Source organism: Halanaerobium sp. (assembly GCF_003070835.1).
The window spans coordinates 1-5,664 of record NZ_QBLR01000222.1 but is presented as its reverse complement, the minus strand read 5'-3'; the positions used below and the strand labels follow the sequence as shown (position 1 = coordinate 5,664).

Below are 5,664 nucleotides of genomic sequence, written 5' to 3'. Positions count from 1 at the left end.
CAAGCTGGTAAAACTGGAAGGAGGTTTGTAAATGAATTTAACAGATCCAATAGCAGATATGCTGACCCGGATTCGCAATGCTAATAGTGTTGGGAAAGACAGAGTTGATATTCCCGCTTCTAAGGTTAAAACCAGCATTGGTGAACTTTTAAAAGATGAAGGTTTCATTAATGATGTAAAATTAGTTGAAAGAAAACCTCAGAACATGATTCGGGTTTATTTAAAATATGGAGATAATGACGAAAAAGTTATAAGTGGAATTAAAAGAATCAGTAAGCCTGGTTTAAGAGTATATGTAGGTAAGGAAGAAGTGCCGCAGGTACTTGGAGGTTTAGGAATCGCAGTGATTTCAACTTCCCAGGGTGTTATGAGCGATAAAGAAGCAAGAGAAAAAGGTATCGGTGGAGAGGTTCTCTGTTACGTCTGGTAATAAGATGTAAGTAGTAGGATGTCGGATGTCAGATTCCTGACTGACGGCTTCTGCTTGGGAGAATTTTTTCAGATAAAATCTACGGAGGTGAAATTTATGTCACGTATTGGTGATCTACCTATTGAAATACCAGAAAAAGTTGAAGTAACTGTTGATGGTCAGACTGTTAAAGTCAAAGGACCATTAGGTGAACTAGAAAGAACTTTTAAAGCTGGTATTGATATCAAAGTTGAAGATAATGAAGTTGTTGTTGAACGCAATGGCGAAGATATTGAAGCTCGCTCCATGCACGGTTTGGTTAGAAGTTTAATCGAAGGTATGGTTGAGGGTGTAAGCAAAGGCTTTGAGAAGAAATTAGAAATGGTAGGTGTAGGATATAATGCTCAGGTTCAGGGTGATAAACTCAAACTTGAGGTTGGATATTCACACCCGGTAATTATAGAAGCTGAAGGTGATATTTCTTTTGAGGTTGAAAAGAATACAAATATCACAGTTAAAGGTATAGATAAACAGCGTGTTGGTGATACAGCAGCTAAGATTCGTGAAGTAAGAAAACCAGAACCTTACAAAGGAAAAGGAATTAAATATGTTGGAGAACATATTAGACGTAAGGTCGGTAAAACTGGTTAATAGAAAGGAGTGAATGTGATGGGTAAAAGAGAAGCAAGACAAAAGCGCCATCAGAGAATTAGAAATAAAGTTGTGGGTACACCCAATCGTCCAAGAATGAATGTAACCCGTACTTTAAAGCACATGTATGTGCAGATTATAGATGATTTATCTGGAGAAACTATTGCTTCTGCATCTACTCTTGATCCAGCTCTTCGCGATTCAATTGAAGTAGCAAGTAACAGAGATGCTGCTAAAATGGTAGGAGAGTTAGCTGCCAGTAGAGCACTGGAAAAAGGAGTAGATACAGTAGTTTTTGATAGAAGTGGATATAAATACCACGGCCGAGTTAAGGCTCTGGCTGATGCTGCCCGCGAGGAAGGGCTAAAGTTTTAAATAAGGAGGTAAATTAATGAGTAAAATTAATGCTGATAAACTCGACCTTGAAGAGCGCGTAGTTAACATTAACCGTGTTGCCAAGGTTGTAAAAGGTGGCCGTAGATTTAGCTTTAGTGCCCTGGTAGTTGTAGGGGATAAAGAAGGCCATGTTGGCGCAGGTATTGGTAAAGCAAACGAAGTACCTGAAGCCATCAGAAAAGGTATTGATGCAGCTAAGAAAGAATTAATCGAGGTTCCAATTGTAGATACTACAATACCCCATGAGAAAACTGGAGTTTTTGGTGCTGGTAGAGTATTACTTAAGCCTGCTGCTCCTGGTACTGGTGTTATTGCTGGAGGTCCTGTGCGTGCGGTAATCGAACTTGCAGGAATTAGTGATATTTTAACTAAATCTCTTGGAACATCTAATCCGATTAATATGATCAATGCTACAATTACTGGTCTTAAAGAACTTAAGAGCGCAGAACAAGTTGCCAAATTAAGAGGTAAATCTGTAGAAGAATTAATTGGATAATTATCAAGGAGGTGTAAGTATGAAATTAAATAATCTTAAACCTGCTGCTGGATATAAAAAAGACCGCAAAAGAGTTGGTCGTGGTACTGGCTCCGGTCGCGGTTATACATCTGGTAGAGGTGCAAACGGACAGAACTCTCGTGCGGGTGGAAGAGTACGCCCAACATTTGAAGGTGGACAGACTCCTCTGTTTAGACGTCTTCCCAAAAGAGGGTTTAACAATAAATTTAAAAAAGAATTTAATGAAGTTAATGTATATCAGTTAAATAGATTCTCAGCTGATGAAACTGTAACACCTGAAGTTTTATTGGAAAAGGGAATTATTGATGGTATTGCAAAAAATGGAGTAAAAATACTGGGTAAAGGTGAAGTTAATATTGCCCTGAATGTGAAAGCACAGGCTTTTACTGCTTCTGCCAGAGAAAAAATAGAAGCTGCTGGCGGAAAGTCAGAGGTGATTTAAGTTGATTAAGGCTCTCGGTAATGTTTTTAAAGTAAAAGAACTTAGAAATAAAGTTTTATTCATGCTTGCTATGATGGCAGTTTACCGCCTGGGAGCACATATTCCGGTCCCTGGAGTAGATGTAGCATTGCTTCAGGAAAGACTTTTTGGCGGAAACTTTGGTGGAGCACTTGACTTTTTAGATCTATTTGCAGGTGGTGCTTTAAGTAACTTTACTATTTTTGCGATGAGCATTACTCCCTACATTACTGCTTCAATTATTTTACAGCTCTTGACTGTAGTTGTACCTAAATTAGAAGAGCTTTCTAAACAGGGTAATGAGGGCCGCAAAAAAATTGCTCAGTATACCAGATACGGAACAATTGTACTTGCTGTAATTCAGGCAATTGGTATTACACTTTATATTCGACGTTTTGGTGCTGTACCTAATGCAACAGCGTTTGATATTGCCCTGATTATTGTAAGTTTAACTGCTGGTACAGCTTTCTTAATGTGGCTGGGTGAGCAGATTACGGACAAAGGAATTGGAAATGGTATTTCAATCATCATTTTCACATCTATTATTTCCCGTTTTCCATCAGATATGTACAACACATATGAATTACTGCAGGCAGGCACCATTTCAATTTTAAATGTGCTTATTTTTGCTGTGCTGGCTATAATAATTATTGCCGGTATTATTTTTGTTCAGCAGGGAGAAAGAAGAATCCCGGTTCAGTATTCAAAGAGAATTGTGGGCCGCAGAGTTTACGGAGGTAGAAGTACTCATATTCCGATGAAGATCAATCAGGCTGGTGTTATCCCAGTAATCTTCGCTTCTTCTGTACTCTTATTCCCTGGAATTATTGCACAGGTTTTACCTTATGACTGGGCAACAGGTCTGGCAAATGCAATTAGTCCTGGATCTACACTTTATATGGTATTGTATGGTCTGATGATTTTATTCTTTACTTATTTCTATACTGCTATTACCTTTAATCCAGAAGAGGTAGCAGACAATATGAAAAAGTATGGTGGGTTTATTCCTGGAATTCGTCCTGGAAGACCAACTATTAAATATTTAGATAGAGTTTTAATGAGAGTTACATTAGCAGGAGCTATATTCTTAACAATTGTAGCATTACTTCCTTTTGCAATGCAGCCGCTGACTGGTGTAACAATTAGTTTTGGAGGAACATCCTTAATCATTATGGTTGGTGTTGCTTTAAAAACTATGGAACAGATCGAATCCCATCTCCTGATGAGACATTATGAAGGTTTCATGAAATAAAGAGGAGGAAATAAAATGGATATGATTTTACTGGGTTTACCCGGTGTTGGTAAGGGTACTCAGGCTAAAAAATTAGAAGCAAGTTTGGAAATTCCTCATATTGCTACTGGTGATATTTTTAGAAAGGCAATTAAAAATAAAACCCCACTGGGAAAAAAAGCTAAATCATTTATTGATGCCGGCGAATTAGTACCAGATGAAGTAACCATTGGAATTGTTGAAGAAAGATTAAAAGAAGATGACTGTAAAGAAGGATTTATCCTGGATGGATTTCCTCGTACAATAGCACAGGCAGAGGCCTTAGATGAGATTTTAGCTGAGCAGAATAGAGAGCTCGATCTTGCTGTTTATCTGCAGGCTGAAATAGATATCCTGGTTGAAAGACTGGCCGGCCGCAGAGTCTGTGTTGATTGTGGAGCCACCTATCATGTAAAAAATAATCCACCTGAAGTTGAAGGTGTGTGTGATAAATGTGGGGGAGAAGTAATTCAGCGCAGTGATGATGAGGAAGAAACAGTTAAGAAAAGAATTGAAGTTAATAAAGAAAAAACTGCTAAGCTTGCAGATTATTATCAAAACAAAGGAATACTGCATGAGGTTAAAAGCACCGGCGGAATTGAAAAGGTGCAGCAGCGACTAATGAAATTAATTGAGGCGAATAAATAATGATTATCTTGAAATCGAGGCGTGAAATTGATATAATGCGTGAAGCAAATCAGATAGTGGCAGAAACACATGCTTATCTGGCAGAAAATATTAAACCTGGTATATCTACTGCAGAACTTGATCAGCTTGCTGATGAATTTATTCGCAGTAAGGGAGCCGTCCCTTCTTTTAAGGGGTATCAGGGTTTTCCAGCCTCTATTTGTATTTCAATTAATGAAGAAGTTGTACATGGTATTCCTGCTGATCATCGTTTTTTAGAAGCTGGTGATATAGTAAGTATTGACATTGGAACTTTTTATGAAGGATTTAATGGAGATGCTGCCAGAACACATGCAGTTGGTTCAATTTCGGAAAATGCCAGCAAATTATTGAAAGTAACTGAAGAATCTCTTCTTAAAGGAATTGAAAAAGCAGTTATCGGCAACAGATTATTTGACATTTCACATGCTGTACAGGAATATGTTGAGAAAAATGGGTTTTCTGTGGTTCGGGATTATGTTGGTCACGGGATCGGTCGTGATATGCATGAAGATCCACAGATCCCTAATTTTGGACCAGCAGGAAAAGGGCCTAAATTAAAAAAGGGTATGACCCTTGCTATTGAGCCCATGGTTAATATTGGAGGTTATGAAGTCGAGACATTAGAGGATGACTGGACAGTAGTAACAAAAGATAGAAGCCTTTCTGCTCATTTTGAACATACAATTGCAATAACTGAAGCTGGAGTTGAAATATTAAGTAAACTTTAACTTTTATTGCAGAGCCTGTCTTATCTATGGTATAATATACAGTGCGTGTTAAAAAGAGAGCTTGAGAAAAGAGTGATATTTTTGGATACTGCTTTTAAAGTTGGCGAAATTGTTAGGTCGACTGCCGGCAGAGATAAAGATACTTATTATTTAGTAATAGATATAGATAATGAGTCAGATGGAAAAATAAAAGTTGTCGATGGTGTAAAGAGGAAATTTAATAATCCAAAATATAAAAATAGCAGACATTTAGAAAGTACAGGTCAGATTGCAGCAGAGTTTTTAAGAGATTTAAAAGATAAGAAACGAGTTCGCAGTGAAGATGTTCGCTTAATTTTAAAGGATTATCTCAGTAAAGAGGAGGTCAAATAATTTATGGCAAAAGAAGATCCTATTGAAGTCCAGGGTACTGTAGTTGAACCCCTGCCAAATGCAATGTTTAGAGTTGAATTGGAAAACGGACATAAAGTTCTGGCACATGTTTCAGGAAAAATGAGGATGAATTTTATACGAATCTTACCTGGTGATAAGGTAACAGTAGAACTTTCTCCCTATGACTTGAGT

10 protein-coding genes are annotated in these 5,664 nt (G+C 37.7%); all 10 read left to right on the top strand.

Translation table 11 applies throughout. From position 1 onward, the window contains the following. The first annotated feature begins 31 nt into the window (after nucleotides 1-31). Nucleotides 32-430, top strand: a complete 399-nt coding sequence (gene rpsH, locus CI949_RS15885; RefSeq protein WP_108138995.1) for a 30S ribosomal protein S8 — start codon at nucleotides 32-34, stop codon at nucleotides 428-430. A gap of 96 nt (nucleotides 431-526) precedes the next feature. Next, nucleotides 527-1,060, top strand: a complete 534-nt coding sequence (gene rplF, locus CI949_RS15880) for a 50S ribosomal protein L6 (protein ID WP_108138997.1) — start codon at nucleotides 527-529, stop codon at nucleotides 1,058-1,060. An 18-nt stretch (nucleotides 1,061-1,078) separates the two neighbouring features. Next, nucleotides 1,079-1,435, top strand: coding sequence for a 50S ribosomal protein L18 (rplR, locus tag CI949_RS15875; protein WP_133529422.1), 357 nt, complete (start codon nucleotides 1,079-1,081; stop codon nucleotides 1,433-1,435). A gap of 16 nt (nucleotides 1,436-1,451) precedes the next feature. After that, nucleotides 1,452-1,952, top strand: coding sequence for a 30S ribosomal protein S5 (gene rpsE / locus CI949_RS15870; RefSeq protein ID WP_076544742.1), 501 nt, complete (start codon nucleotides 1,452-1,454; stop codon nucleotides 1,950-1,952). A 19-nt stretch (nucleotides 1,953-1,971) separates the two neighbouring features. After that, entirely contained in the window at nucleotides 1,972-2,415 is a 444-nt protein-coding gene (gene rplO, locus CI949_RS15865) for a 50S ribosomal protein L15 (protein ID WP_133529423.1), read from the top strand. A gap of 1 nt (nucleotide 2,416) precedes the next feature. Next, nucleotides 2,417-3,685, top strand: a complete 1,269-nt coding sequence (gene secY, locus CI949_RS15860; RefSeq protein ID WP_133529424.1) for a preprotein translocase subunit SecY — start codon at nucleotides 2,417-2,419, stop codon at nucleotides 3,683-3,685. Nucleotides 3,686-3,700: 15 nt separating this feature from the next. Continuing rightward, nucleotides 3,701-4,351 (top strand): adenylate kinase, encoded by a 651-nt coding sequence (locus CI949_RS15855; RefSeq protein WP_290768073.1) that lies wholly within the window; start codon nucleotides 3,701-3,703, stop codon nucleotides 4,349-4,351. Next, nucleotides 4,351-5,100 (top strand): type I methionyl aminopeptidase, encoded by a 750-nt coding sequence (map, locus tag CI949_RS15850; protein WP_133529426.1) that lies wholly within the window; start codon nucleotides 4,351-4,353, stop codon nucleotides 5,098-5,100. Before CI949_RS15855 ends, map begins: the two co-directional genes overlap by 1 nt. Nucleotides 5,101-5,181: 81 nt before the next feature. Further along, nucleotides 5,182-5,472 (top strand): KOW domain-containing RNA-binding protein, encoded by a 291-nt coding sequence (locus CI949_RS15845; protein WP_133529427.1) that lies wholly within the window; start codon nucleotides 5,182-5,184, stop codon nucleotides 5,470-5,472. 3 nt (nucleotides 5,473-5,475) lie between these two features. Further along, nucleotides 5,476-5,664 (top strand): translation initiation factor IF-1 (gene infA, locus CI949_RS15840; protein ID WP_290768066.1); only part of this gene is annotated, 189 nt, incomplete at its 3' end.

What these genes read in the sequence shown, in the direction of transcription:
- rplO (WP_133529423.1), top strand. Translation starts at nt 1,972, where the DNA reads ATGAAATTAAATAATCTTAAACCTGCTGCTGGATATAAAAAAGACCGC.
- CI949_RS15855 (WP_290768073.1), top strand. Translation starts at nt 3,701, where the DNA reads ATGGATATGATTTTACTGGGTTTACCCGGTGTTGGTAAGGGTACTCAG.
- rplF (WP_108138997.1), top strand. Translation starts at nt 527, where the DNA reads ATGTCACGTATTGGTGATCTACCTATTGAAATACCAGAAAAAGTTGAA.
- map (WP_133529426.1), top strand. Translation starts at nt 4,351, where the DNA reads ATGATTATCTTGAAATCGAGGCGTGAAATTGATATAATGCGTGAAGCA.
- rplR (WP_133529422.1), top strand. Translation starts at nt 1,079, where the DNA reads ATGGGTAAAAGAGAAGCAAGACAAAAGCGCCATCAGAGAATTAGAAAT.
- rpsE (WP_076544742.1), top strand. Translation starts at nt 1,452, where the DNA reads ATGAGTAAAATTAATGCTGATAAACTCGACCTTGAAGAGCGCGTAGTT.
- rpsH (WP_108138995.1), top strand. Translation starts at nt 32, where the DNA reads ATGAATTTAACAGATCCAATAGCAGATATGCTGACCCGGATTCGCAAT.